Raw genomic sequence first — 24,949 nt, forward strand, 5'->3', positions numbered from 1 at the left:
TTTCATAAGAATACTTAATTTGGCAGCATGTCACAAAAACCACGTATTTACTGTCTTCATGCGATTTTGTACCGCGCCACCCAAATTCCAGTCGGTTTGGATATTCGGTATAATGCAAAAGAGAATAGGCCAGAATCTCATTTCTCTCCAGATAGGTTCTCCTAATTTCCCTGAATCCAGCTTTTACATAAAAATCTGCTCATTTTATAGAAGTCCCCCCAATTGAGGTCTGCAGGGGAAGTTCTACTTCCTTGCTGCTATATAGGGCATTCAGTAAAACATCTTCAGCACCCTGACCTGCATGAGTTGCGGTGACCATTGAAAAATAGGTACAAAAAGGGTGGAACCCAGATTTCCACGCAGAAATCATGCCGGCTAATTGATCCTCGTCAAAAAGCAGATATACACATATCGTATGCCTGCTGCTTACACCCCGCATAAAATATTCATACGTATGGCAGTCATTGCCTCCCCATTTTGATAAGATTCCTTCTTTTTCTTTAATAGCAAGCCCAGGGCACTTTCTTAAAATGAATTTAGCACGAGGCATTGAGTTTCTCCTTCACTCTAAATTACTCCTGAATGTCCAACAATCTCCCAACCTTACCAGCCGACCACCAAGAAAGCGTATAAATTGTATTGGTATCTTCCAAGTTCATAATTGTTCCATGGTTCTTATCCAGCCAAAGAAAATAGCTCTCTTCCCCCAAAATGACTTTATAATCTGGGTCCACCATGTCCACTGCACCTGACTGTTTCCTGGCTTTCTTAAAGGCACTTCTAAATGCCTTGACTGACCGCTGGCTGGAAAAAGTAATCTTGGAATCCTCTTTTACGGATGAGAAGCTTGTCATTTTATACACTTCTACTGTCTTAACCTTTTCAGGCCACAGGTTCCAGCCGGCTAAGAGGACAAATGCAGTTATTGTTATCAAGAGCCGTTTGCTCAAATACATTCCCCCTCACTTGTTAGACGTTTTTCCAAACATGAGGTTACTCATTTTTTCGAAACTCTCTGTTTATTTCAGCCCTTAACTTTCCAATCTTGATAGATCTCCGCTTCAATTCCCAGCTTTTCAGTCTTCAGCCATTCAAAAGCTTTCAGCACCAATGGGGAAGCACTGTCCAAGTTAGCTTCATGCTCGGAAATCTATGGTGCTCCCAGCGAATCCTGGCCTTCAAATTGCAACGGCTGAGTAAATCTCCAGTGCCCTCAACTTCATAAAAAACACAGATATGATGCACATGGGTAAACACCTTCCAATCCCAAGGAATCATGAAATCCATAATTCCGATATTTTGGATGATTTCTATTTCCATGCCGTTTCTTCAAGGAATTCTCTCCTTAAACAATAGCCAGGCTTTCCTAACCTTCAAGGCTTCCTCCCGGCAGATCATATCGATTGGTATATTGACTGCCTTTTTTGTTTATCACCAGGAGTTTGTTTTTCTTGAAAAAGAGGCCATACACACCAAAAGCCCGGTGCATTTTTGATTGATTTTTTATATCAGCGGGCCTCCTCCCGTTTGCCTGCACGTAAAAAGTCAGGAGGGCTCTTTTTAGCAAAGTGTCTTTCCACACTCATCAAAACAGCATCATTCCCTGGCAATGCGGCGGTTTCGATCGCTTCCTCAAATGACATCCATCTATAAGCTGAATGTTCATGATTTAAGATAACTTCCTGATGTTCCGGGACATAGCCAACAAATACAGGCGCCATGTAAATATAGTTATCTTTCGCAGAATAAATCTGATCATATTGGTTGGATACATAAAGATACGGCAGTGAGATGCCTGTTTCTTCTTTTATCTCTCGTAATGCCGCTTCCCATGCGGTTTCCCCTTCCTCAATGCTGCCGCCAATATAGCACCAGGCATCCGGCAGCACAGTTCCAGCTCTTTTCAAGAGTAATACTTTGCTTTCCTTCTCAAACTTTTTTATTAGAATGGCAGCAATGCCTGTGCATCTTATGGGAACTCCTTGCATTATTAAATCCCTCCCAAAATTCAGTCTATTTTAACCAGTTCTTCCATTGTGTAAAAAATCACGGTACATTGTCTACGCCCCATATCCAGCCACCTTCCCCAGCTCAAAAACAGAAGGATCAATCTCTTTTGAAGGCGGCAGCTTCCTTGTCACAGGATCTATGATCCAGGCGATTCCTGTAAGAAAGGTTATGATACCGCTGATCAATATGATTGATTCAGCACCAATGATGACACCTAAAGTTCCTCCAGCCAAGCCCCCAAGCGGAAAAGCAATTCCGCTTAAGCTCATCACGGCAGAAAATACCCTCCCAAGCAGCTTTTCTGGGATAGCTTTTTGAATAACTGTGTTGATCGCAATATTGGTAACAGCACCCGGTATAAAAGCAAGGCCGAAAAGCACAATCGCCAGCCAATTCCATGGGGAAAAAATAGACAGCCCCCAGGCTATTCCGCTAAAACAAAATGCTGCGGCATATAGTTTTCCAATTTGAACATCTTCCAGCTTTATGTAGGGAGCGGCGAGTGCACCGGCCAGGCTTCCAACTGCCTGAGCGGTCAGGAGCAGTCCATAAGATTCAGGACCCCCGATTATTTTCCCAAAAGCAGGGAGGACAACAAATGTTGCTCCCATGGCCTGGTTTACAAGTATAATCCCGTAAAGCAGCCTTGAGAGCGGGGTGAAAAGGATAATTTTCACACCATCTTTAAGCTCAGATATATATTTCGGTTTTGCTTCTGTTATGTTTGGAACAGCTTTTTGCAAGGGTAAGCGAATCAAGGAAAAAACATATGCTCCAAGCAAAAAGGCTGCTGCATCTAGCAGGTAAATAGAAATCGCTCCGGCCATAACGATCAAAATACCGGATACCGCATTGCATGCAATGTCAATTCCTTGATAGGCTAGAGTGAAAAGAGAATTTCCTTTGTTTAAATCTTTTTTCTCAACGAAAGTCGGCAATGCTGCCATCTGGGCAGGAAACATGAACATATTCAATGTGGTTAATATCGGAGTCATTATTAAAACAAGTGCAACAGTAAGATGATCAAAATAAGAAGCGATAGGAACAATCAGAAGCAATACAGCTTGAATTAGCTGGGAGTATACCAGCAAGGACCTTATGGGGATACGGTCTACGAACGGGCCTGCAAGGAGCTGAACAATCCTGGGGAAAAAAGATAGAAATCCTGCCAGTCCAGTATAAAAAGTCGATCCGCCCAAATCGTATACCAGCCACATAGCGGCAACTGCATACAGACTGTCTCCGATATTTGAAACAATTCTGCCTATAAACAGCCAGGTAAAGTTCTTATTCTTAAATATCCCCATCGCCGGATTCTCCTATCTTAATGGTCTTCTTTTTTCATGGCTTCCACCAGCCTTAATCCAACTGCATATTCCTGCATTTCATCTACATTGCTGAGGTCGGAGTTATTGACCCACTTTTCAAGCAGGTTTTTAACATCTTCAAGGAATCTATCTCTTTCTTCTTCTTTAAGAAATAGCCGCAGGCTCAGATTCGTAGAATAGCCTTGATCATTTTCTGCACTTAAAGCCGGATCCAGCTCAATGCCGCCTTTTGCCTGATACCATTTCGATTTCGCTTTATAATACTTTTCAATAATCCCTCCTGAAACCTTGTTTTCGACAAGTTCGATCAGGCCACCTTCATTCAGCTTTTGAATATGGTAATGCACACTTCCTGGAGAATTTCCCAATAACTCGGATACTTGCTTGGAAGTAAGCGGCTTCTCCTGCAGAACGCTTATAATCTTGATGCGCAAAGCATTTCCTAATAACTTAGACTGCTCAATAGAAATTTGATGAGCCATTTTATCCTTCTTTACCATGAAAAACCTACTCTCATTCTAAAAAATTAAATCAATCTAAAAAATTAGATCACTTCTAAAGACTACCTTACTGGAAAAAAAATCATTTGTAAAGTTTTTTCCAAAAACAGGTAGTCTGAACCTTCACTCCACACTAAAAACAGTTTTCTTTTCCACACGCTCTTGGACATTCTCAGAATAGGCAAAATGATAAACCCTCCAATAAACCCCCACCAAAAAAATCCCCATACCAATAAATATAAAAGTAATCCCTATCTCCGGTATATATTCCATTGCCCAGATGAATAAGCTTGAAATCATCCCCCCGGCCGCCCCAACCAGTCCAAGGATCGATAAATGCTTTCCTCTGGAATGCGCAGGAAGCGATTTTGCGGTTATGGCCTGCAGGGTTGGCAGATAGATGAGACCCCCGGCAGAAATGAATAGCATTCCCAGCATCAACAAGACTGGATGTATGAAATAGCTTAGGCAGACATAGCCCAGAACAAATAGCAGCAAGCCCAGCATGAGGGACATTTTTTCCGAGAGCTGTTTAGTGAGCTTAAAAATGACTCCGGCTGCTATGGTGATGATGATCGTTTCTTCAAGGTTCAAATAGCCGATCATCTTATATCCTGAAATATCGATATCCCCAACAGGATATTTTGACACGATCCTGATGCTTAAATAATTGGGGAATTGTTCTTTTAATATATTGATCAGCAGCTGTCCTATACATAAGAAAAGAAATAATTGTGAGGCAAAAATACTTAGCTTCTTTGCCCCAACGGCTGGCAGCTCAGTGATTGCATCAGCAGCTTTAAGAGGAATGTCTTTTATCAGCAGCGAGGTCAATACAGCGGATAATATGGAAGTCAGGCCAACTACAAAGAACAGCATGGAAGAATGATTTTCGAAAAAGAACCCCCCCAATAAGCTTCCGCCGGCAAACGCGGTACTCGAAATCCACATGAAATAGGTATAGATGATCTTTCTGTCCTTTTCATTGCTCGCATCAATGATCAGGGCTGAATAAGCTGGATTTGATGTGCTTTCAAAAAAGTAAATAAAGCTGAAGGCAATTACAATGGGAATGGCGTAAAAGTGGTGGAGGGAATCAAAACAGCCCACAAGCACAAAGCCGATCCCGGCCATCATTTCACTGGTGATGATGACTCTTTTCCGGCCGAACCTGTCAGCTGCACGTCCGCCTAAAAGGTATCCTATGATACTAATGATTCCAATGATGATAATCATCACAGTTGTTAAAGAAGGGCCAATTTTCGCAGCAAAATAGACAACTGTGTAAGGCATAACCATCGTATGAAACAGCACGGTGAAAAATTTTAATAGCATTCTAATTCGGATGTTTTCATCAAAAGATAAAAATTGTTTCATATATGCTCCTTTGCCCTTCTGGAAAAAAGCACAGAGAAAGTCCCTGTGCTTAAACTATTCTAACCTGATTGCTTTTCGTAATTTCTGATTACCATGCCGCCTGCTTTAGACATTCCAGCCTTCTCATAGAATGGAGCCAGGTAATCATCACAAAGCAGATCGATCATATAGAGGCCATTCAGTTCTTCCAGCATCCTATTTACCAGCTCTTTTCCTATCCCTTGGTTTTGATATTCCGGAAGGACTTCGAGAAATGGAATATACGCAGATAGTACATTATCACTGATGGCAGTGATGAAGCCGGCTGCCTGCCCCTTTTTTTCATCGATGGCGAGAACCACCTTGAAGCTGTTTTCCAGCAATTTCATATGAGTCTCCAGTGATGGAGGATTCGGCCAATCTACAAAAAAACATGTCAGACGAGATGCCCTTTAAGGAAGATGTATAGATCATAAGAAATTCAACTCCTGTTATTTAATTAGATTCTGTTGATTTCCTTGATCTCAATAAAATAATAGAAACACCTGCATACCTCCGAAAAGTATAATAAGGAATATTTCGACAAAAAATCTAAGATCCTTTTTCTTCCAGTGTTTTTTTGCTAGTCCCTCAGTTTTTTCTCGAGGATGATTTTATGCCTTCCTTTTTCGTCTATATATGTTTCCTTTACATCAAATCCGTGCTTTATATTCAGAATCAGCATGTCCCGCCACTTGTTCATGGTTTTCGTCCGGACCACCCTATAGCCTTTTTCCTTGATATATTCATGCTGTATCTCCATCAGCCTGGAGGCAATTCCTTTACCGCGGTACTTTGCATCCACGCCGCCAAGCCAGCTGTAGTACTTGTTTTCTTCCAATTCATAGCCAATCTTGAACCCAATCACCTGATCTTGAAAAATGGCATATGCAACAAGAAGCTTAGGTTTACCCGCCATCTTTTTTTCCAGCTGATCCGTTTTCCCGAAAATGGCAGCATGCAATTTGAGGATTGTCTCCAATACTCCCTGTTTTGGAATCCCCTCTGAGATATGATAATTTACGTCCACTGCCGCTTTCCCCCCTGCTGCAAATCGTACCACTTGGGCCTCAATCTTGAGAAATATTCATGGTCCTCCAAAAACAGATTCACTTTTCCCATCATTCCCTCAAGATTTTCCGGGGTATATTTCAGTGCCCAGATTACCGTGGAAAACACACACATTGCCAGATAAACGGAATATAAAGTCCAAAATTCGTCCCCTGGTTCTTCCTGGTTAAAGTAGCCTTTTAGTTGGCCGATTGAAAAAGGAATGCTGACATTCCGGCTGAAGATGCCGATTTTCAGAAATTCATGAATCGGGTCTCCCCAATCAAACCGGTTAAAATCAATAATGCCTGCCAGTCTGTTATTTTGGATGATCAGATTACCAGGGTGAAAGTCATCATGCTGAAAAAGGCTGGGACGATTTTTCATCCTCTGAAGATTTTCTTCAATAAAATAAATGATTTTATCATCATGTTTGATCCTCACTCCACATGAAGAATATGCCTCCAAATACTTCCTATGCTTCTCTGTTTTCCTTTTATACCAGGAAGGAGTTCCTTCAGGAGCATGAAGCTGATGCATTTTCCTCAATTGTCTTCCGGCCTCTAACCCTATTGCATACTGATCCTGATCACAAAGGTGCTTCATTTCTTCCTCCGCATCTTTCCCCTCGATGAACGAGGTTATCATATATCCTCTTCCTCCTGCTTCGCCAATCTCTATAGGCTGGGAGCAGGGGACAGCATAACCATGCATTTTTTCTAAAATCGTGAACTCTTGTCTTTTTGATGGAAGTCCTGATAAATCAAAGAGCTTAAGGAGTAATTTGCTTTTATCCTCCAAAGAAACCATATACTTCTCATCTTGTGAAAATCCTTTTTGTATACATTCAATTCCAGTGCTTTTCTTGAGCAGCGGTAATTCCTCTATCAACCATTCCAGCATCCTTTCACCTCCGATGGTAAAAGGCCAAATCATCATGATTTGGCCTTCCGTTTTCAATTTAAACCCACTTCAACATCACAGAATCAGCTGCCGGTTTATAGCCGATTTCCTGGTAAATGTGATTGGAGGTTGGATTGGCTAAATCCGTATAGAGTGAGCAAAACTTATAGGATTTCAGCAATTCTCTGCTCAATGCCGCCACACAGGCTGAAGCAAAGCCTTTCTTCCTCTCCTCATCAGGCGTATAGACGAGATTGACGACAACGCCATTTTGGGTTGGCCTTGCTTTTTTCGCCATTGAAACCGGCCTGCCATCCTCCAGCCATAAATAAACAGATCTTTCTGCTATGAACTGCCGTGCCTTTTTCCTTCCCTCTTCTAAGCTCAGGGTATTTTCAGGAGTGGCTCTGCTGAAGGCGGATATCCAGCCTGCAACGAGCTCCTCATCCTTTTCAGAAGCCAGAGCTAATGTTCCGCCTGCATACGGAAGATCGTTCACCTTATCCAGAATATAAATCCTTTGATCCATCACAAGCTCGCTGCCGGCACCGGCCAATTGGGTCCATTCCGCTTCGACTTTATGCGCTGTTTCCTTTGGTGCCACGATTCCTGGAAAGGATATGTTTCTTTTAAGAAGCCCGCGGAGAGCAAAAGCAGCGGCATCATCAGGAATATCACCTGCGGACCATATCAGATAGTGCGGCGGTGTCATGATCAGTACCGCTAAGGTTTCGTCCTCCCTTTCTATTAGTGCAAAGAAAGGATTTTCATAAAGGCTGTCAGCATCAGCAGCCTGGTAAAGCAGCCCCAGCGGAAGATTGTTTTCAGCTTCCCGTTTTAGCAGGAACCCTTCTGTTTTTTGCAGAAATTCCTGCGGGTTTTCATATACCGTAAAACTCAGACCCATTGTCCTGCCCCCAAGTCCTTTGATTATGTATTCAGCAGCTGTTCAAGGACCTCCTGCACTTTATATCCTTGTTTAAAGCTGACAATCCTTGCTTTTCCCCCATCAATGCTATGGCAGATTTCGCTGATAAGGTCCAAGTCATTTTCACGCTCGACCGGCAGCATTTCGGCTTCAGCATCAATCGTGCTTTCAGCAAGCTGGCTCCAATTTTGCAGATCAATGGTCCCTTTTTCTCCAAAAATCTTGAAAGAAATCTTTTCCTGCTGGCCGATCCCGCTCGCCCCGTTGAAGACGACAGGAATATTTTCGCCAGCCGTCATCACTGCCACAAAACCCGTCTCGCATAAATCCGTTTCTTCAGGATAGTTGACAAAGGAACGGATATCCTTTATATCGCCGAAAACGTCCATGATCATTTGGATATAGTGCGGCCCGACTTCGCGGATGAATCCGCCCTGCTCCCTGCCGGCGATCCAATTGTTCTTCTGCCATTTCCTTGGCCATTCAGTAAAGTGGAGATTCACTTCCACCCGCTTGATTTCACCGAGCGTCCCAGCTTCTGTTTTTTCCTTGAATAGACGGAACACATTGCTGTACATCATTGGGAAATTGATTGCATTGACAATTCCGGCCGCCTCTGCAGCCTCTGCCATTTCCCTTGCCTCTTCAATTGAATTGGCGAGCGGCTTTTCACAAAGAATATGTTTTCCTTTTTTGATCGCATCCAATGCAATCTGATGGTGGAACTTTGGTGGCACGGCTATGTATACTAGTTCGATTTCTTCATTATTCAATAGTTCCTTATAGTTACTGTACAAAGCAATTTCTCCAAGTTCGCTTTTCAGTTCTTCCAGCCGGCTTTCATTCGTATCGCAAAGTGCAGCGACCCTTGTTCCTTCATTATACTGAAAATTTCTCAGCACTCTCTCTCCGATGGCACCCAGACCAATAATCCCCACGTTTTTAGACATGCTAACACTCCTATTTCTAATCTTTTGACAATTTCTATTATAGCTTATTGCGGACTGAAAAGGGGATTTGAATGTCTGAGTTAGGTTAGTTTACATAATAATTTTATAAACTACAATAGATTTGTTATTTTTCTATGAAGCTCCCTTACTCTTATCCCAGCTGCTTCCCCCTGTTCTGGATCAATGCTTTCAGTATGAAATAACACGGCAAGCATAGTTGCCGTATCAAACTGATAAAGATACCTGACAGCCTCTGGCACCCTTGCTATTTCGCATTCCGCCTCTGGATATCCCTGGAAAAATTCATCTGTCAAAAGCCCATAATCTTTTATTCTCATAAGCTCAAGGACCGGATCACCAATCAGCGCATTCGTCCAGTCAATGACGGCAGCCGCCTTTCCTTCTTGAAAAATAAGATTTTCCGCCCGCAGATCCATATGAAGCAGCCGCTTTTTCTGCTTGTACGAAGATAATATTCCGTGAATATCTTCCGAATCAGGCAGCGGCAGACTGCAATTCAGAACCCTTTCAGCTGCTTTTGCCCTGATGGCAATCCTGTCAGCCAATGACCGGTGCACTTCACGCTCAGAGATGCCTGTCTCCGGCAAAGCTTCAATCCTGTGAAGCTCTTTTGCAATTCTTCCTATTTCTTCAATGGAGGCACTCTTATCTTCCTCCACAAACTCCTGAACCAGAAAATCTGCTGTTTTTCCAAGATGAAGATGGCAGATGGCCGGCACCGGCAGGCCATACTTTCTGCTGTGGCCGGTCAAAGCATGTTCTTTCAGCAGCCCAAGCCTTGAATCTGTGATGGTATCCGTTTCCCTGTCAATCTGCCGGGACCAGGGAGTCCGGATGGCTACCTCGCCCCACTCAGGGGAATGGCCCTTGAACACGCAATTTTCTACCCCAAAGGCAAATGGTTCAATATCTGAAATGTTGATTCTTCCTTGGCATTCTTCCTGTACGTTCTTTAATAATTCTTTTATTCTATCTTCCATTGCAGATCCCCTATTCTTTCTTTTGAAAAAGCGCAGTCAGCAGGCCTGAAACACCGAACTCTGCATCATCATTGTTCTTCTTTTTCATCGGTCTGATTTCAACTGCTCTGTAATTGCTGAATAAATGCAGAAGCTTTTCCTCTGTGAAGCCGAGGCCGCCCTTCATGCTGCGTTCTCTATAGACATCCCAATCTGATTGAGCCGAGCCGCCCAGCTCACCGTTTTCTTTAAAGCATGTTAGCGCAAAAAAGCCATCTGGCTTCAGCCTGTCACGCAGGATGGCAAAGTAATCTGATCTCCGATGCGGCGGGATATGGTGAAAGCAGCCTGAATCGTAAATAAAATCGTATTCAGCAAAGCTTTGGTCCAGCTGGAAGATATCAGCTTCAATGAAACGGATATCCGCATCATTTCCCGTCACTCTCTCCCTTGCCCAATTCAGCGCTTCTTTAGAAGAATCTACGGCATCCACCGTGCACCCTTTCCCTGCCATGTATATGGCATTCCTGCCTGGTCCGCAGCCGAGTTCCAGCACCCTGCCTGCTTTCACCTGCCCCTTATTGAAATAAGCAGCCAGATTCTCATCAGGAACATTCCTGAAAAATGGGACATGGTTTCCCCTTCTTTCATAAAATTGATTCCATTGAAATGAAGACTTTTCTTTCAGCAGGAAATCCAGCATGTTCATTACATCTTCGGCGGTTCTAATCGTTTCTAAGCCTGCCACCTTTCTTCCCCCTTCATTGCAGAGACAGTGATAAATTCGGGTAAAGTCCCTGCAGCTCCATTATTTTCCCCTCTAGCTTTGCAGCATTAAATCCGGTCTTAAATACTTTTTTATCAGGCAGGAAGCTGATGCTCGTTCCCTTTTCATTCGTTTCCCCTATGGGAACCACCTGGGCAAGAGCTTTTCCATACTGATATTCCTGCCTGTATATCCGATAATCCTTTTTAATCAGGACTGTCAGCTTTTCTGAAAAAGCGTTTATTGCAGCAACAGGAATACCGGCTTTTTCATTCGATGAATCTTCCAAATAGTTTTTCTCAACATCTGTCAGCACGTCCTGGAGCCTGCTCAAGCTGGTTCCTTCCAGCAGGGAAACCGGGATGCCGCGTCCATCATCGGAGACAGTCGCACTTCCGTCGCTATGCAGGTATATATTTATTCTGGATGCATGGCCGGCTTCATGCTCCTGGACTGCATGATGGATGAGTGAAAACAGCAAAATGTTTGCATCAAAATTCCCTTCAGTTTTCATGTTCATTTTTTCAGGTTCTTCCCTCAGCGCTTCCAGAGCCAAATAGCGGCTGCTCTCAAACATTTCTGCTGCCCCTGCCAGCTGTAGGAGTATGGGGAGAATTTTATCTGCTGCAATTGAATAGCTGCCTCCCCGTTCCTTCTGTTCAATGATGCCGGCGTGCAGCAGCGGCTTCATGTGGTGATAGAGCTGTCCGGTCGTCCCCATCCCGAGTTCCTTGACCAATTCTGCTGCATTCTTCGGCTCCTGCAGAAGAGACTTGATCATTTCTATCCTTTGTTTGTGGCCAAGAGAGGAGAGTATATTCGCAAGGCTGCCGCTGTCTGGCGCCAGCACCTCTTCGATCGTTTTGGACGCCGGTTTCCATCTGCGACTCCCTTCCTGGGCCGCAATTGTGCCGCTATAGGAGATAGTCGTAAACTGATTCTCGTCTTTACTGTACTGGTCCAGCGAGGCTGCTTCCATTCTTTCTGCTTTCCTGATAAGAACCTCCAGCTGGCGTTTAATAACATTTAGCTCTTCTTTGAATGCCATATTTGGAGTAAAGCCTCCTTTGTTTTGCAGCTTCTAGTTTACGCCTCTACGTAATACCATAATAACATACAATGTACCTCTTACATTGATTTTTCAGAAAAAATTATTTTGTTCACAGCAACTCTGAAGTTTTCTGCAAGTAATGCATTTTTTCTATGAGGTGTCTGCTGCCCCTCCGGTTGATTTTTAATAGCCCGCATCCTCCTTTTAAGATGTAAGCATAAAAAATCCCCCACTTGTAAAAGCAGGGGATTCCTCCAGCATATTATTTTCCAAATATCTCAGCCTGCAGCCTCTTTCCGGTTGGCGTGGCGGCAAGCCCGCCTTCTGCAGTTTCTCGCAGGGCGGATGGCATTGTCAGTCCAATTTTATACATGGCAATGATGACTTCGTCACATGGTATCCGGCTGGTGATGCCGGCAAGAGCCATGTCTGCAGCCGTCATTGCATTCGAAGCTCCCATAGCGTTTCTTTTTACACATGGGACTTCAACCAGACCTGCAACAGGGTCGCAGACAAGGCCGAGCATATTTTTCAAGGTGATGGCCATAGCCTCTGCAGCCTGGGAAGGAGTCCCTCCTGCCAGTTCAACAATGGCAGCGGCAGCCATTCCGCTCGCTGAGCCTACTTCAGCCTGGCAGCCGCCGGCAGCTCCTGAAATGGAGGCATTGTTGGCGACGACAAATCCGAAGGCTGCTGAGGTGAACAGGAATTCAATCATTTCCTGCCTTGTCGGATTAAGCTTTTCTTTCACTGCAAACAGGGTGCCAGGCACCACACCAGCCGACCCTGCTGTAGGTGTGGCGCAGATCACGCCCATTGCGGCATTGACTTCGTTGGTGGCAACTGCCTTGCTGACTGCATCAAGCAGCAGGTTGCCGGATAAAGCTTTTCCGCTTTTTATATAGTTCTGCAGCAGGACCGCATCTCCGCCTGTAAGGCCGGAAACCGATTTGACGCCTTTCAGGCCCCGTTCGACCGCTTCTTCCATTACTGTCAGGTTGCGGTCCATCTGGGCAATGATTTCCTCGCGTGTCCGCCCTGAAACTTCTATTTCCTGCTGAATCATGATTTCAGCTATTTTAACGCCCTTGCTTTCTGCAAGTTCGACTACTTCTGCTACATTGCGAAATAACATTGTATTCCCTCCCGGCTCCTAATCTTCTATTCTGCCATTCTGATGATTTGTGTGATATTAGGAAGCTGTTCCAATTCTCTGATCACGTCCAGATCGATGCGCTGATCCACTTCAATAACCATCATTGCCATTTGGCCCTTTTCCTTGCGGGAAACTTCCATATGGCCGATATTAATACGATGCATGGCCAGTACATGAGTGACAGCGGATATGGCGCCGAATTGGTCATTATGGATGACCAGTATGGCTGGATTTCCAGAAAGCTTGAGTTTGAACGAGTTCAGTTCTGTAATTTCTATGGTGCCCCCGCCGATGGAGATGCCTGTCAGGTCCAGTTCCTGCTTTCCGTCTGTCAGGTGAATCGAGACAGTATTCGGATGGTCCATGACAGTGTCTTCTATCCTGAATTCAATGTCAAGGCCGGCTTCCTTCGCCAGGCCCAAAGACTGCGGTATCCTTTCATCAAATGTGTCGAAGTCGAGAAGTCCTCCTACAATGGCCACATCGGTTCCATGCCCCTTATATGTTTTGGCGAATGAACCGTACAGGGAAATGACCGCTTTGTTTGGCATATTTCCAAAAAGGGTCCTTGCCACCCTTCCGATGCGTGCAGCACCAGCAGTATGTGAGCTTGATGGACCAATCATGACCGGACCAATAATATCAAACGCAGATCTATATTTCATTTTGCAACCCTCGCAATATCAGATGATTTTCAGGCAGCATACTAAACCTGATACTTTCCTTCAGGTACGCTGCTGTTCATATTATATTTATATGCGGCCGCCGCTGCATCTTCCGTAAACGGAATCCTTTAACGAATGGCGCCGCTGTAAAAATAGTCATGAAATTAAATTAGACAATAAAATCTCTTTCACTCCACATAAAGGAAACAGGTGATTCCTCACACGAATCCTGGACATACCTTTTAAAGTATACACTCAATCTTAAAAGATACAATGGAAAGACTATTTTTGCAAGTATAATGAATGTAATGCATTTGCCTTGTAACTTGCTTCAATATTCGATTCTTGAGAAGTGTTCTGCAACATTCCCCAAAATGAAATTTGCATATCCCAGGATAAACAGCTTGAATCCCCGCAATTTTGTAAACGTTTCCACCAGCAAGCAGATTCATAATAACATAGATTCTGCTTGTCTCAAATGAATTTTACACCCATTTTATAAAAAATTATAAACTAAAATAATTTCTGCTTGAAAAAGGAGCTCTGAAGAGGTCGTTTTCTTAAGCCGTCTGTGTTTTTCATAAAATTTGCCGATGCAGATCTTCCATCCGGATCAAAAAGCAGCCTGTGCAGCATTCATTTATTTTATTCTGCGTGTACCCCTTCCCCTTGCTTGAAACATCAAAAACCGGCTGCCCGTTAACTGACAGCCGGTCTTTTTTCCTCATATCATTTACCTCAAAATGTCCTTGAACGCCTTTGCTCTGCTATCAAGCGACCGGGCCGCAGTTTCTATGCCCTTGAACTCCGCCATCGCCTGTTCGTTCAGCAGCCTGCTTTTTTCGATGCCGTCCCTTGACTGCCTGGTGGCTTCGCTGATATTTTTCACCTCGCCAGATATGCCTTCGATGCGGGCGTTCACTTCACCGATGGATTCCTGGACTCTTGTCGCGAGCTTCCTGACCTCGCCGGCAACTACATTGAACCCTCTTCCATGCTCCCCTGCCCTGGCTGCCTCGATGGCTGCATTGAGTGCAAGAAGATTTGTCTGGGCAGCTATTTCGCGGATTGTTTTTACAATATCGCCGATGGACAGTGCCTGAGTTTTTAGAGTATCCAGCATTTCCAGATTCTCTCTTGATTCGTCTGCAAGCTTCTCTGATGCTGCACCCGCTTCCTCACTCCTGGAAATTCCTTGCTCCGCTCGGTTCAGCAGCTCACCTGCCATATCCTGCAGCTCGGTTGCAACCGCAACCGTATTGCTTTCTCTTTCATTTATATTTGTAGCCAGTTTTACTACGGCGACGACATTTCCTTCTTCATCCCGCACCGGAGAATATGTAGCTTCAAGCCAAATCAGATTTCCTCTTTTCGTCACCCGCTGGATTTTCTCCTGAAAGCTTTTGCCGCTCCTTAAGTTTTTCCATAATATAGAATAAGCTGGGCTGCTCGCAAATTCTTCGGTACAAAATTTCCGGTGATGCATGCCCTTCATTTCATTTACATCATATTCCATGGTACTTGCAAAATTATGATTGGCCCATAGCACAGTTCCTTGCGGGCTGAACTCAATCATCGCATGTGATCTTTCAATGGCAGCCAATACGGCTCCTTCTTCAAGAACCTGTGATGTGCTGGGAATATTGTTAACTGGGACAGTCAATGTCAATGTTTTTCCTCTTTTCCTTTTATTTAGGCCGATGCTTATGCCGCAGAATCCCTCGGGGGAGCATGTCCCCATTTCTGCTCATGGCAACGACGAAACAAAAAATAAATTCCCCGCCGCCACCTTCATAAGACTATTGTACTAGTCATTGTGAGCGGCAAACAAACCTGAGTGTTTCATGAAGTGTAACAAAACAGCTACACATCTACATTTGACAGACCTGGTTTTTGAATAAATGATTCTCTTTCAGTTAAAAATGGATAGCCGCCTTACAAAGCAGACGGCTGCTGTCCCCTCTGCAGGTTTGTCCCCGGCAACGAAAGGGAATAAGAAAGGAAACGAACACAGGAGGTATCATGCTATGAAGAGATTAGTGAAAAACGTTATCAAATGGGCTCCCATAGCCTATCCGATCGTGAAAAAAATGTGGGGGAAAAGGAAAGCGCGCCAATTAAAAGCTTCATCCTAGCTGTAAGTAACTTGAAAGCAATTGTGCCGGGTGACCGGCGTTTTCTTTTTTAAAATGACAGCTCCTGACCGGGAGCCGACTTATCGAGAGCTGTCCAAAACAATTTTTATTTAAGCAGATGCTTTGACCCTTCCAGCCGTACTAGATATAATATCCAATATCCGCTTATTATCTTGAATTAAAAGTATTTAACCTGCGGAAAACTTCATAGTAACTAACGGAGGAATTATTCTTATGTCAAACGTGTTATTCATCAAAGCAAACTCCCGTCCTGCTGATCAGGCTGTCAGCGTGCAAATGTACGATGCTTTCCTAAGCAGCTATAAGGAGAACCACCCTGAAGATACAATCACTGAGCTTGATTTGTTCGAGGAAAATCTGCCTTATTATGATAATCTCCATATCACTGCTATGTACAAGCAGGGACAGGGTATGGAGCTGACTGCAGAAGAAGAAGCTGCTGCAGCCCGCGTTACAAAATATCTGAATCAATTCATTGAGGCAGACAAGGCCGTGTTTGCATTCCCGCTCTGGAACTTCACTGTCCCGGCTGTACTTCACACCTATTTTGACTACCTGTCACAAGCAGGCAAAACGTTTAAATATACTCCAAATGGAGCTGTAGGACTTCTCACTGATAAAAAAGTTGCTTTGCTTAATGCAAGGGGCGGTGTTTATTCAGAAGGTCCTGCTGCAGAGGTCGAAATGTCTGAGAAGTATGTAAGTACACTTCTGGCTTTCTTTGGAGTACAGGACGTCACTTCCATCGTGACCGAGGGGCACAACCAGTTCCCTGATAAAGCGGAAGAAATCATTTCTGAAGGCATCAAGCAGGCCGCTGATACAGCTGCAAAATTCTAAATACAAGAAGAGATTTCTGCCTGGCAGAAATCTCTTCTTTTCATGCTTAAAAGCTTTTGGCTTTCTCTTTCGCCTCTGCCACGCCTTCTTCTTTAATTTGCTGGGCGCGGTCCGGGAATTGATTGTGGCCTTCGATAAAGATGCCTTCAAAAGATGGAATCCCAAAGAACTGCATAATGATCCCGATATAGCGGTGGCCCATTTCCATCTCTGCAGCCGGACCCTCGGAATAGATCCCGCCGCGCGCCTGGATATGAAGGGCCTTTTTATCAGGAAGAAGACCTACCGGCCCCTGTTCTGTATATTTAAATGTCTTCCCTGCTGTACAAACAGAATCAAGATATGCCTTCATAACTGGAGGAAAAGAAAAATTCCACAGTGGAGTGACAAATACATATTTATCCGCAGAGATAAATTGCTCAGTCAGTTCAGAGAGCCTGTTCACTTTTTCTTTCTCTTCCTGAGACAAATCATCAAAAGAGCTGCCTGTGCGAAGCTTGCCCCATCCGCTGAATACATCTGCATCAATCTGGGGAATATGCTCTTTATACAGATCAAGCCTTATGACTTCATCCCCTGGATTGGATTCACGGTAAGATTCAATAAATGCCGTTCCGGCAGCCATGCTGAATGATTGTGTTTCATCATGGGGATGTGCAGTGATATACAATAAAGTTGCCATAGAATACCCGCCTTTTTATTGAGATTTACCTTCTTAGCTTTCTCAAAATGGCAGGAGTTCATTTCTGTTAAATTCCGCCGTCCCTGTCAAATCCTTTTAGAAACGTATACCATAGACAAAAATACCGTGCTGATTGTCAGGCCGGAGAGTATTTGCAGCAGTTCAAGAGCAGAAATATCAATAATTTTAAGACCAATCAGCAGAAAAAAGATGAGGAAATAGACAATGAGGGCAAAATATGCATAAAAAAGGCCTTTCTGCCGGATCAGCTTCATTCTTTCGTCCTTTTGCTTAAACTGCGGATAAAGGTATCCCATTGAAAAGCTCATGACTGTCAGCGAGAGAAGTGTCCATGTCTGCGGCACGATGCTTTCGCCTGCCGCTATTCCGACGAAAGCCATAAAAAGAGTCATGATTAAAAAAAGGCCTCCGCATATATAAAAAGTTAGTCTCGATTCCATCCATTCATTCTCCTTTCTGGTTTGTTTCTTCTTCATATATAAAAATATGTTCAATCGTTGTATCAAAGGTTCTCGCAATTTGAAATGCAAGCGGAAGAGAAGGCGAATATTTTCCTTTCTCTATGCTAATGATCGTCTGTCTTGAGACACCCAGCCTGGCCGCAAGCCTGTCCTGCGAAAAACCATGCTTCTTTCTCAGCTCTGCCAAATTATTTTTCATAAACGCCCTCCTTTTGCTCTACTATATTGTAAAGGGAGCTTTACGTCAAGTGTGCTTTACATAAGGTGTGTATTTGGCTGTTGTTTTCTGCGAAAAGCTAAAATAACGGATTTTGCCACGAGCGCTGAAAGCACTATTTCAAGTAAAAACCAAAATAGTGGTTCTAGCCACGAACGCTGGAACCATTTTTTAAAGGAAAAACCAAAATAGTGGTTCTAGCCACGAGCTCTGAAACCACTATTTCAAGGAAAAATCAAAATAATGGTTCTAGCCACGAGCTCTGGAACCACTATTTCAAGGAAAAATTAAAATAATGGTTCTAGCCACGAGCTCTGGAACCACTATTTCAAGGAAAAACCAAAATAGTGGTTCTAGCAACGAGCGCTGGAACCATTATTTAAAGGAAAAACCAAAATAGTGGTTCTAGCAACGAGCTCTGGAACCATTATTTCAAGGAATAACCAAAATAGTGGTTCTAGCAACGAGCACTGGAACCATTATTTCAAGGAAAAATCAAAATAATGGTTCTAGCCACGAGCTCTGGAACCACTATTTCAAGGAAAAACCAAAATAGTGGTTTTAGCCACGAGCGATAGAACCACTATTTCCATGAAAAGCTAAAATAATGGTTCTAGCAACGAGCGCTGGAACCATTATTTAAAGGAAAAACCAAAATAGTGGTTCTAGCAACGAGCGCTGGAACCATTATTTCAAGGAAAAACCAAAATAGTGGTTCTAGCAACGAGCACTGGAACCATTATTTCATAGAAAAAACAAAATAGTGGTTTTAGCAACGAGCACTGGAATCATTATTTCATAGAAAAACCAAAATAGTGGTTTTAGCCAAACACGCAGATCCACTATTTTGCCGAAAATACCACAATAAATTTCCAGCCTTACTAACTTGTTCCAGCCCCACAAAGAAAAAGCTGATAACACTAAATAATAAAAAAAAAAAAGGCCCTCTCATTTCCCAGGGCCTTCCACAAAAAAATCAAAGATTCTCCATCATCAGCTCAAGAAGCCTTTCACCGCTCATTTCAGCCTCTCCGCCTCCCTGGGCAAAATGCTTGTTTCCTCCGCCTCTGCCATTGATGGCAGGGAGAATGGACTGGATGATCCCTTTCATATCTGCATCTGTTTCTGTTCCGCACGCACATACTGCCTGCAGCTGCCGGCCGTTTTCCGCAGCAAATAAAACAACTGCCTGTTCATTTTGCATGGCTATAGACTTGGCCAGCTTCTGAAGCTCTTTAATGCTTCTATCATGAAAAACTTTCTGTATGACGGGTTGTCCATCCACGGCGCTTCTGGCATATTCCTTGCCTTCCTGCTCAAGAAGCTGGTTCTTCAATTCCTCCAGTTCTTTTTCCATCTGTTTCTGCGTATTGAGCAGCTTGATGATTGCCTCGGGTATTTCCCCCTCTGGCGAACTGATCAGCTGGCCTGTCCGATTCACAATCATATTCTTAGCATGCAGCTGTTTCAGCACCCTGCCGCCGCACACAAATTCTACCCTGGTTTGCTTCTTCTGCCGGCTCCATCCAAGAATCTTTATAGCCTGGACTTCCCCTGTAGCTTTCGGGTGGGTTCCGCCGCAGCCGTTATAGTCAAATCCAGGAATGATAACAAGGCGGATATTCTCTTTTACCTTAGTTTCTTTTCTTAATGGGTAGCCCGCAAGCTCATCTTCACTGACCCATTTTGTTTCAATCGGAAGATTATCTGTAATAATCTCATTCGCTTTTCTTTCTGCCTGTGCCGCTTCTTCCTCACTCAGATTTTCCGTATCAAGATCGATTGTCAAAGTCTCTTTTCCAAGATGAAAGCTGACAGTCCTGTACCCGAACAGCTCATCAAAGGCAGCAGATAGAATATGCTGACCTGCATGCTGCTGCATATGATCGTATCTTCTCTGCCAGTTAACCGTTCCCTCGACTTCCTCTGATTCCGGAAGCTTCTCTTCAAGATAATGCCTGATCTCTCCTTCTTCTTCTTCAACATCAGTTACAGAGATACCATGAATCGTCCCTGTATCAAAAGGCTGGCCTCCACCGGTCGGATAAAAAGCTGTCCGATCCAGAACTGCATACCATTTACCGTCAGAGTTCTGGTCCTGGCAGATAACCGAAGCTGTAAATTCTTTTATGTATGGATTTTGATAATATAACTTTTCCATCTGTGTTTTCATTCCTTTTTATTTTTAATCTGCTTTGGATTATTTCCCTTTTAGCGAAAAGCCGTCGAAGCATCTGCCGCCAAACGGCTTCATGATGTCTTCCACAAGCTCAATGACGGGTTGTTTATCCCCATCTTGATAAAAGCTGTCGAAGCATTCAGCGAACCTAATCGACTGGGCTTGATCAAAATGGGATAATTCCCTGTAAATCCATTTTGACTGGCCGATCCATTGCTTATTGGTTCTAAGAAGAAATTCATGTGCCAGCTCGGCCAGTTTCCCAGCAATAAAAAGGGTTTCATGCCTTTTAGTGCTGCCTATGAAATCATCCAGAGCATCAGTAAGGAAATAGCGCTTATAAGTCACCTCAGCATCTGTCCACAGAGCAGGGCCGGCTGCCACCAAGAGGGCCGCTTCCTCCCTTATTCCGCTAAGAAAGTCCTCACCCTTTAACACCAGCCCTTCTGCCAGCATCCGCGGAAGCGTCGGCCTGGCCCTTTCTGCATCCTTCCGGCAATACTCTTTGCAGGAATCCTTGGTGTGAACAAAAAGCTCAACAGGCCATCCTTTATAATAGAAGGATTCTCTTTTGGCAGAACCAGTTTTGTCATTGATTACGATAATATCCAGATCAGAGGTCGCGGTTCCTTCTCCCCTTACGACACTTCCTCCGAGGATGGCCCCTCTGCAGTCCGGGAATCTTTCATCTATAAGCATCTGCGCCGACTCGACCGCAGGCAGCCTTTCTTTTGTTCCTGTCATTTTTCCAGTCTCCCCGTGCCTTTTTATCCTGTACAGATCATAATGATATTGCCGTCAGGATCTTTTACGTTGAAAAAGCTGAAATCGTCAAAGTGAGTAATCCCAGCTTGAACGTCAAAACCTTCTTTCTCCATCCAGCTGTAAGCCTTATGAATGTCCCCGGTATGCAGGTTGAACAATGGATTAGGGCCGGCCTGCGGTCTTTTCCCATCAGCGCAAGATCCAGCATCCAGGGTAAGTCCAGTCTCCCCATCCATTTTTACATTATACACCGGGTTCTCAACCGGCTCTGTGACTTTCTGGCCAAGAAGCTTACAGTACCACCCTGCCGACTTTTTCAAATCTGCTACATGTACAAAAACCGTATTCATCCTATTGACTATTGACGTTCCCATCATTTCATCTCTCCCTGTCTTTTTACTAGAACCAATACAAAAGCCTACAAGATCTATAACGGGAAAAAGAAGCCGAATTATACATAGTACTTAAAAAATATGATAAAAATAATTTGCCCCGAGTTTCACATCCAGCTTTTTTTCAGCTGCGTCATCAAATCCCAGGAAAAGCAATAAAATTTCCAATACACTATTTTATCATTTTCCAGTTCAATTAAGTGAATGTTCTGCAGCAGCTTTTCACTGGATTTAAGAGCAAAAACCAAAATGACCTGCCTGCCCCATAGCATGGCAATGGCAGCTTCGACTCCTTCATGCCTGGAAACCGCCTCTGCCCAATCCTTGAGAGAATTCCTTTTGTTTCTCTTCTACCGAATTCCACACTAGCATGGGTAATGTTAGCAGAAGGCAGACAAATTGCTTGGGACTCAGCTGGCGGGCCTAATAATCGAGGATTGGGAGAATCTCGAGCTGCTTCTCGCTGCCGCTTTCCAGAATTTCTACAGGATATGAATCTGAATAAGCAATCCGGTTCTTTCTTTGCTGATCGATCCATATATTAGTGGTGATTTTGAATAAGTAGGATTTACATTCAGCTCTTGAAGACCTTTGAAAGCAGTGCCAGTAATTTCAGCAATGTGTCCTGGACGAGGTCTTCTGCATCCCATGGAGAGCCCGTCAGTCTGTAGCAATATTTCCATAGTAAAGAGCGATAAGGTCCGTGCTTATTGTATGTAAACCTTGATTACCTTCCATGGAGACTCCTTTGTCAGAATGAACATGTTCGTTGCTTTTTGCTCCCCTAACAACTTCGGCAATTTTCGGCAATTTCCTTCATTAGACAGCAAAAAAGAGCCACAATGGCTCTTTTTGAAGACAAAGAATTTCCATTTTATTCAGCTTTCTGATGGGGCTGGTGTTTTCCGTTCCAGGCACTTCGCTTTCCGCGGGGCGGAGCCTAAGCCTCCTCGCGCTGCGCGCTGTGAGGTCTCAACTCTTCCGCTATTTCCCGCAGGAGTCTACGTGCCTTCCACTACAAACACCAGGGCTTTTTTAATTATATGGCGATTTTGCAACTAGAAGAAGCTCACTATTTTTAAATATAGATGGCCATTCAAGTCACTATCTCAAAATAAAAGCAGCATTCTTAACTTCCGTTCAGCAGCTCTCTAATCCACTGTTACACATTATTAACAACCAAATAAAGCCTTCTTTCCCGTTCTTCTTTCTCGTTTTCTGAAGCCAGGTCATATTTCTTCAAAAGGTGAAATACGTCATTCAGGATTTCCTGTGTGTGATCTTTTTGCAGGAATTCTTCCATCAGTAGCTGAAGCTCATTGGGGAGATGCCCTTTTTGCTGTTCATATTTATTTTTAACATCCTCTGCTGAATGGTTCAGATGGCATTCACTCATACTTACCACTCCTTTCTGTTATAAAAAAGTCTTTGACTTTTTAAATAGGTTCCCTATTTTCAGGGGATTTACACCTGCCTTAATGTATTCTACATGCAGAAAGCAGAAGCCGGGGCTTCTGCTTTTTGGTGTTTTATTTTTGAAGACCTGTCATTGGGTTCGCTTCCTCGGCAGACTCTTCTTTTATATATTTGTAATCTTTGCGGTTGATCGGTTCAAAGCCTTCCGGTTTGTGGAATCTCAGCAGATCTTTGTACACGATATTATCAGACATCAGCAGTTCCTTCTTCGCCTGTTCTGACAGCCTTACACATGCACTGCCTTCCTCAAGCTCTTCACCGGTTTCCGTAGAGTAGCATTTCTCATCAACAGAAGTGTATTCCGGGCTGATGAAGTCGCCGTTGCGGAAAGGAATAACTTCCCGGTGGGTTTCAGACAATAAATCTGAACCGATCTGCATAAAGTCTTTTGTGCTGACGCCGAGAAGATGCATCAGGGTCGGCATTACATCCACCGCTCCTCCGTATGTGTCCATCTCGCCGCCTTTTACCCCAGGTACGTGGATGAACAGAGGGACCCTCTGCAGCTGGGCATATTCAAAGGAATCGATTTCCTTGCCAAGAACCTGCTCCATTGCAGGGTTGTGGTTTTCTGAAATGCCATAATGGTCACCATACATGACGATCACTGTATTATCATACAGGCCGGATGCCTTAAGATCGTTAAAGAACTGCTCCAGTGCCTGGTCCATATAATTGGCAGAAGTAAAGTAATGGTTAACAACACTGTCTTCTGTTTCTGCCGGCTGGAAATCTGTGTCCCCTTCATCCATTTTGAATGGGAAGTGGTTGGACAGAGTGATGAACTTTGTATAGAACGGCTGCTTCAGGCTTTCCAGCATCGGCATGGATTCTTTAAAGAAAGGCTTATCCTTCAGCCCGTAGTTCTTCGTGTTCTCATCTGTCATGCTGTAATATTCGGCATCAAAGAAACGGTCATAGCCGAAGGATTTATAAATTTCATTCCGGTTCCAGAATGTTTTATAATTGCCGTGAAAAGAGGCTGACGTATAGCCGCGCGTCTTCAGTATCGCAGGTGCTGCCTGGTAGGTGTTCTGGGCCTTATTTACAAAAACGGCCCCCTGGGACATCGGATACAGGGAATTTTCCATCATGAACTCGGCATCGGATGTTTTACCTTGCCCTGTCTGGTGGAAATAGTTCTTAAAGTAAAAAGTCTGTCCATTATGAGCCAGAGAATTCAGGAATGGCGTTACTTCCTGGCCGTCCAGCTTATAGTCAATCAGGAATGTCTGGAAAGATTCCAGTGAAACATAGATGACATTCATGCCTTTTGCTTTACCGAAATAATCAGGATTCGGTTCTGCATAATTGGCTTTCACATAGTTTTCAACCTCAGTGATATCACTGCTGTCTGCCATGGCACGCTGGCTGGCAGACCTGGCATTTTGAATGATGTCATAAACAGTGAAATTGTAGGCTCCCAGATACTTGACCAGATAATTGCGGTCAAAAGAGCGTGTCAGGAGTTCAGGACGGTCTTTTTCAGCAAGCCCAAGATTAATGAAGAATGTGATGACAGCAGCAGCAATCACCAGGCTTGCCGTCATTCTCTTCCCTGTATGCTTCGCCGGTTTGTACCATTTGACCGCTGCCAGTACAACCAAAAGGATCGTATCGGCAAAATACAGGATATCAAACGGTGACATCAGCGAAAGTGCACTGTCACCAAGCTGTCCGGCATTTGTTTTTGTCTGCATAAGGACAGGTACTGTAATAAAGTCATTGAAGAAACGGTAGTACACCACATTGGCGTACATCAGGAAAGACAGCAGAAACTGAACAGCAATCAGTACGCCTGACTGTATCTTTCCTTTAAAAAATAGCGCGATCCCCAGGAAAAGAAGGGATGAGCTCAGCGGGTTCAGGAAAAGCAGAAATTCCTGCATGCTGTTGTCGATTCCTAAATTGAATTCAATCTGGTAGGCAGCATATGTTTTCAGCCACAGCAGTATGACTGCAAGGAAAAAAACGGCCATGCTGTTTTTAAGTAGCTCCTTAGGCGATTTTAAGATCGGTTTCATCCTTTTTACACCTCTTAGTTCGTAAAGTTATTGCAAGAGCACAAATTCCTATTT

General features: G+C 43.9%; 27 protein-coding genes and 2 pseudogenes. 2 read left to right on the top strand and 27 right to left on the bottom strand.

All coding sequences use genetic code 11. The annotated features are described in order from the left end of the window. Positions 1–199 precede the first annotated feature (199 nt). From ACQCVH_RS12845 to ACQCVH_RS12930, 18 genes and pseudogenes are all read right to left on the bottom strand, one after another. Positions 200–550: a hypothetical protein gene (locus tag ACQCVH_RS12845; RefSeq protein WP_426836058.1), complete on the bottom strand. Its 351-nt coding sequence runs from the start codon at positions 548–550 to the stop codon at positions 200–202. Positions 551–572: 22 nt separating this feature from the next. Then, complete coding sequence (locus ACQCVH_RS12850; protein WP_426836059.1) at positions 573–950, bottom strand: YhfM domain-containing protein; 378 nt, start codon at positions 948–950, stop codon at positions 573–575. Between the two features lie 558 nt (positions 951–1,508). Then, positions 1,509–1,988: an NUDIX hydrolase gene (locus tag ACQCVH_RS12855; RefSeq protein ID WP_426836060.1), complete on the bottom strand. Its 480-nt coding sequence runs from the start codon at positions 1,986–1,988 to the stop codon at positions 1,509–1,511. A gap of 72 nt (positions 1,989–2,060) precedes the next feature. Next, a complete protein-coding gene (locus tag ACQCVH_RS12860) occupies positions 2,061–3,317 on the bottom strand; it encodes an MFS transporter (RefSeq protein ID WP_426836061.1) in 1,257 nt (418 codons plus the stop codon). 17 nt (positions 3,318–3,334) lie between these two features. Further along, positions 3,335–3,820 carry an ArsR/SmtB family transcription factor gene (locus ACQCVH_RS12865; protein WP_426836062.1) on the bottom strand — a complete coding sequence of 162 codons (486 nt, stop codon included), beginning with the start codon at positions 3,818–3,820 and terminating at the stop codon, positions 3,335–3,337. A gap of 141 nt (positions 3,821–3,961) precedes the next feature. Continuing rightward, on the bottom strand, positions 3,962–5,215 hold the full coding sequence (locus ACQCVH_RS12870; RefSeq protein WP_426836063.1) for an MFS transporter: 1,254 nt from the start codon (positions 5,213–5,215) through the stop codon (positions 3,962–3,964). Between the two features lie 59 nt (positions 5,216–5,274). Beyond that, positions 5,275–5,668: pseudogene (locus ACQCVH_RS12875) on the bottom strand (GNAT family N-acetyltransferase). Positions 5,669–5,816: 148 nt separating this feature from the next. Next, positions 5,817–6,263 (bottom strand): GNAT family N-acetyltransferase, encoded by a 447-nt coding sequence (locus ACQCVH_RS12880; protein ID WP_426836064.1) that lies wholly within the window; start codon positions 6,261–6,263, stop codon positions 5,817–5,819. Further along, positions 6,254–7,186, bottom strand: coding sequence for an aminoglycoside phosphotransferase family protein (locus ACQCVH_RS12885; protein WP_426836065.1), 933 nt, complete (start codon positions 7,184–7,186; stop codon positions 6,254–6,256). Before ACQCVH_RS12885 ends, ACQCVH_RS12880 begins: the two co-directional genes overlap by 10 nt. Before the next feature lie 58 nt (positions 7,187–7,244). Then, positions 7,245–8,093: a GNAT family N-acetyltransferase gene (locus tag ACQCVH_RS12890; protein ID WP_426836066.1), complete on the bottom strand. Its 849-nt coding sequence runs from the start codon at positions 8,091–8,093 to the stop codon at positions 7,245–7,247. Between the two features lie 23 nt (positions 8,094–8,116). Continuing rightward, on the bottom strand, positions 8,117–9,064 hold the full coding sequence (locus tag ACQCVH_RS12895; RefSeq protein WP_426836067.1) for a Gfo/Idh/MocA family protein: 948 nt from the start codon (positions 9,062–9,064) through the stop codon (positions 8,117–8,119). A gap of 110 nt (positions 9,065–9,174) precedes the next feature. Beyond that, positions 9,175–10,065, bottom strand: coding sequence for a phosphotransferase family protein (locus ACQCVH_RS12900; RefSeq protein ID WP_426836068.1), 891 nt, complete (start codon positions 10,063–10,065; stop codon positions 9,175–9,177). Positions 10,066–10,075: 10 nt separating this feature from the next. Then, positions 10,076–10,792: a class I SAM-dependent methyltransferase gene (locus ACQCVH_RS12905; protein WP_426836069.1), complete on the bottom strand. Its 717-nt coding sequence runs from the start codon at positions 10,790–10,792 to the stop codon at positions 10,076–10,078. 13 nt (positions 10,793–10,805) lie between these two features. Then, a complete protein-coding gene (locus ACQCVH_RS12910) occupies positions 10,806–11,858 on the bottom strand; it encodes an ArsR family transcriptional regulator (RefSeq protein ID WP_426836070.1) in 1,053 nt (350 codons plus the stop codon). A 265-nt stretch (positions 11,859–12,123) separates the two neighbouring features. Continuing rightward, entirely contained in the window at positions 12,124–12,996 is an 873-nt protein-coding gene (gene sdaAA, locus ACQCVH_RS12915; protein WP_426836071.1) for an L-serine ammonia-lyase, iron-sulfur-dependent, subunit alpha, read from the bottom strand. Positions 12,997–13,022: 26 nt separating this feature from the next. Further along, positions 13,023–13,682 (bottom strand): L-serine ammonia-lyase, iron-sulfur-dependent subunit beta, encoded by a 660-nt coding sequence (gene sdaAB, locus ACQCVH_RS12920; RefSeq protein ID WP_426836072.1) that lies wholly within the window; start codon positions 13,680–13,682, stop codon positions 13,023–13,025. A gap of 733 nt (positions 13,683–14,415) precedes the next feature. Next, on the bottom strand, positions 14,416–14,910 hold the full coding sequence (locus ACQCVH_RS12925) for a methyl-accepting chemotaxis protein (RefSeq protein ID WP_426836160.1): 495 nt from the start codon (positions 14,908–14,910) through the stop codon (positions 14,416–14,418). 48 nt (positions 14,911–14,958) lie between these two features. Next, a pseudogene (locus ACQCVH_RS12930) lies at positions 14,959–15,423 on the bottom strand (PAS domain-containing protein); the annotation flags it as partial. Positions 15,424–15,709: 286 nt separating this feature from the next. Between ACQCVH_RS12930 and ACQCVH_RS12935 the strand changes: the two are divergent. Together ACQCVH_RS12935 and ACQCVH_RS12940 are read left to right on the top strand one after the other, a co-directional pair. Continuing rightward, positions 15,710–15,817, top strand: a complete 108-nt coding sequence (locus ACQCVH_RS12935) for a hypothetical protein (protein ID WP_426836073.1) — start codon at positions 15,710–15,712, stop codon at positions 15,815–15,817. A gap of 234 nt (positions 15,818–16,051) precedes the next feature. Next, a complete protein-coding gene (locus tag ACQCVH_RS12940) occupies positions 16,052–16,678 on the top strand; it encodes an FMN-dependent NADH-azoreductase (protein WP_426836074.1) in 627 nt (208 codons plus the stop codon). 46 nt (positions 16,679–16,724) lie between these two features. On the opposite strand, the gene ACQCVH_RS12945 is transcribed toward ACQCVH_RS12940, so the two are convergent. The 9 genes from ACQCVH_RS12945 to ltaS all read right to left on the bottom strand — a co-directional run bounded on the left by ACQCVH_RS12945 (position 16,725) and on the right by ltaS (position 24,895). Continuing rightward, positions 16,725–17,360, bottom strand: coding sequence for an FMN-dependent NADH-azoreductase (locus ACQCVH_RS12945; protein WP_426836075.1), 636 nt, complete (start codon positions 17,358–17,360; stop codon positions 16,725–16,727). An 86-nt stretch (positions 17,361–17,446) separates the two neighbouring features. After that, complete coding sequence (locus tag ACQCVH_RS12950) at positions 17,447–17,821, bottom strand: permease (protein WP_426836076.1); 375 nt, start codon at positions 17,819–17,821, stop codon at positions 17,447–17,449. A gap of 4 nt (positions 17,822–17,825) precedes the next feature. Beyond that, on the bottom strand, positions 17,826–18,041 hold the full coding sequence (locus ACQCVH_RS12955; RefSeq protein WP_426836077.1) for a helix-turn-helix transcriptional regulator: 216 nt from the start codon (positions 18,039–18,041) through the stop codon (positions 17,826–17,828). A gap of 994 nt (positions 18,042–19,035) precedes the next feature. Next, the gene (locus ACQCVH_RS12960; protein WP_426836078.1) at positions 19,036–20,220 is read right to left on the bottom strand and encodes an alanyl-tRNA editing protein; all 1,185 of its coding nucleotides are present in this window, start codon (positions 20,218–20,220) and stop codon (positions 19,036–19,038) included. A 39-nt stretch (positions 20,221–20,259) separates the two neighbouring features. Further along, on the bottom strand, positions 20,260–20,982 hold the full coding sequence (locus ACQCVH_RS12965) for a nucleotidyltransferase domain-containing protein (protein ID WP_426836079.1): 723 nt from the start codon (positions 20,980–20,982) through the stop codon (positions 20,260–20,262). Positions 20,983–21,005: 23 nt separating this feature from the next. Continuing rightward, positions 21,006–21,380: a VOC family protein gene (locus ACQCVH_RS12970; protein WP_426836080.1), complete on the bottom strand. Its 375-nt coding sequence runs from the start codon at positions 21,378–21,380 to the stop codon at positions 21,006–21,008. A gap of 589 nt (positions 21,381–21,969) precedes the next feature. Beyond that, positions 21,970–22,059, bottom strand: coding sequence for a sigma factor (locus tag ACQCVH_RS12975; RefSeq protein ID WP_426836161.1), 90 nt, complete (start codon positions 22,057–22,059; stop codon positions 21,970–21,972). A gap of 498 nt (positions 22,060–22,557) precedes the next feature. Continuing rightward, a complete protein-coding gene (locus tag ACQCVH_RS12980) occupies positions 22,558–22,791 on the bottom strand; it encodes a hypothetical protein (RefSeq protein WP_426836081.1) in 234 nt (77 codons plus the stop codon). A 133-nt stretch (positions 22,792–22,924) separates the two neighbouring features. After that, positions 22,925–24,895: a lipoteichoic acid synthase gene (ltaS, locus tag ACQCVH_RS12985; protein ID WP_426836082.1), complete on the bottom strand. Its 1,971-nt coding sequence runs from the start codon at positions 24,893–24,895 to the stop codon at positions 22,925–22,927. Between the last annotated feature and the right edge of the window lie 54 nt (positions 24,896–24,949).

It is taken from the genome of Bacillus infantis (assembly GCF_050107595.1).
In the GTDB taxonomy this organism is placed as follows: domain Bacteria; phylum Bacillota; class Bacilli; order Bacillales; family Cytobacillaceae; genus Bacillus_AB; species Bacillus_AB infantis_C.

Bases quoted from the DNA above. Each gene is read 5' to 3' on its own strand.
- ACQCVH_RS12845 (WP_426836058.1), bottom strand. From the start codon at position 550: ATGCCTCGTGCTAAATTCATTTTAAGAAAGTGCCCTGGGCTTGCTATT.
- ACQCVH_RS12855 (WP_426836060.1), bottom strand. From the start codon at position 1,988: ATGCAAGGAGTTCCCATAAGATGCACAGGCATTGCTGCCATTCTAATA.
- ACQCVH_RS12860 (WP_426836061.1), bottom strand. From the start codon at position 3,317: ATGGGGATATTTAAGAATAAGAACTTTACCTGGCTGTTTATAGGCAGA.
- ACQCVH_RS12865 (WP_426836062.1), bottom strand. From the start codon at position 3,820: ATGGCTCATCAAATTTCTATTGAGCAGTCTAAGTTATTAGGAAATGCT.
- ACQCVH_RS12870 (WP_426836063.1), bottom strand. From the start codon at position 5,215: ATGAAACAATTTTTATCTTTTGATGAAAACATCCGAATTAGAATGCTA.
- ACQCVH_RS12885 (WP_426836065.1), bottom strand. From the start codon at position 7,186: ATGCTGGAATGGTTGATAGAGGAATTACCGCTGCTCAAGAAAAGCACT.
- ACQCVH_RS12890 (WP_426836066.1), bottom strand. From the start codon at position 8,093: ATGGGTCTGAGTTTTACGGTATATGAAAACCCGCAGGAATTTCTGCAA.
- ACQCVH_RS12895 (WP_426836067.1), bottom strand. From the start codon at position 9,064: ATGTCTAAAAACGTGGGGATTATTGGTCTGGGTGCCATCGGAGAGAGA.
- ACQCVH_RS12900 (WP_426836068.1), bottom strand. From the start codon at position 10,065: ATGGAAGATAGAATAAAAGAATTATTAAAGAACGTACAGGAAGAATGC.
- ACQCVH_RS12910 (WP_426836070.1), bottom strand. From the start codon at position 11,858: ATGGCATTCAAAGAAGAGCTAAATGTTATTAAACGCCAGCTGGAGGTT.
- sdaAA (WP_426836071.1), bottom strand. From the start codon at position 12,996: ATGTTATTTCGCAATGTAGCAGAAGTAGTCGAACTTGCAGAAAGCAAG.
- sdaAB (WP_426836072.1), bottom strand. From the start codon at position 13,682: ATGAAATATAGATCTGCGTTTGATATTATTGGTCCGGTCATGATTGGT.
- ACQCVH_RS12925 (WP_426836160.1), bottom strand. From the start codon at position 14,910: ATGGCAGGTGAGCTGCTGAACCGAGCGGAGCAAGGAATTTCCAGGAGT.
- ACQCVH_RS12935 (WP_426836073.1), top strand. From the start codon at position 15,710: ATGAAGAGATTAGTGAAAAACGTTATCAAATGGGCTCCCATAGCCTAT.
- ACQCVH_RS12940 (WP_426836074.1), top strand. From the start codon at position 16,052: ATGTCAAACGTGTTATTCATCAAAGCAAACTCCCGTCCTGCTGATCAG.
- ACQCVH_RS12945 (WP_426836075.1), bottom strand. From the start codon at position 17,360: ATGGCAACTTTATTGTATATCACTGCACATCCCCATGATGAAACACAA.
- ACQCVH_RS12950 (WP_426836076.1), bottom strand. From the start codon at position 17,821: ATGGAATCGAGACTAACTTTTTATATATGCGGAGGCCTTTTTTTAATC.
- ACQCVH_RS12955 (WP_426836077.1), bottom strand. From the start codon at position 18,041: ATGAAAAATAATTTGGCAGAGCTGAGAAAGAAGCATGGTTTTTCGCAG.
- ACQCVH_RS12960 (WP_426836078.1), bottom strand. From the start codon at position 20,220: ATGGAAAAGTTATATTATCAAAATCCATACATAAAAGAATTTACAGCT.
- ACQCVH_RS12965 (WP_426836079.1), bottom strand. From the start codon at position 20,982: ATGACAGGAACAAAAGAAAGGCTGCCTGCGGTCGAGTCGGCGCAGATG.
- ACQCVH_RS12970 (WP_426836080.1), bottom strand. From the start codon at position 21,380: ATGATGGGAACGTCAATAGTCAATAGGATGAATACGGTTTTTGTACAT.
- ACQCVH_RS12980 (WP_426836081.1), bottom strand. From the start codon at position 22,791: ATGAGTGAATGCCATCTGAACCATTCAGCAGAGGATGTTAAAAATAAA.
- ltaS (WP_426836082.1), bottom strand. From the start codon at position 24,895: ATGAAACCGATCTTAAAATCGCCTAAGGAGCTACTTAAAAACAGCATG.